This is a genomic window from Streptomyces galbus (genome assembly GCF_005280195.1).
GTDB lineage: Bacteria > Actinomycetota > Actinomycetes > Streptomycetales > Streptomycetaceae > Streptomyces > Streptomyces galbus.
The window spans coordinates 1-475 of record NZ_SZPR01000050.1; the positions used below are offsets into that span (position 1 = coordinate 1).

1 protein-coding gene is annotated in these 475 nt (G+C 68.2%); it reads left to right on the plus strand.

Translation table 11 applies throughout. The annotated features are described in order from the left end of the window. Positions 1-475, plus strand: a 475-nt coding sequence (locus E4U92_RS35215; RefSeq protein WP_137304529.1) for a condensation domain-containing protein, incomplete at both ends; no start/stop codon positions are given.

The window sequence follows — 475 nt, forward strand, 5'->3', positions numbered from 1 at the left end:
TCCTGGTGGTGCATCACATCGCGGGGGACGGGTGGTCGTTGGGTCCGTTGGCGGCGGATCTGACGCGTGCCTATACGGCGCGGGTGGAGGGGCGGGTGCCGCAGTGGCGTGGGTTGCCGGTGCAGTATGCGGACTACACGTTGTGGCAGAACGAGCTGCTGGGTGACCAGGACGATCCGGACAGTCTGTTCGCCACGCAGATCGGTTACTGGAAGCAGGCGTTGGCGGGTCTGCCGGATCAGTCGGTGCTGCCCGCGGACCGTCCGCGTCCGGCGGTGATGACCTACCGGGGTGACTACGTCACGGTGGAGGTCGGGGCTGATCTGCATCGGCGGTTGTCGGATGTGGCGCGGGCGTCGGGTGCGAGTTTGTTCATGGTGTTGCAGGCGGGGCTGGCGGGTCTGCTGACGCGGTTGGGTGCGGGTGAGGATGTCGCGGTGGGCAGTCCGGTGGCCGGCCGGACGGATCAGGCGCT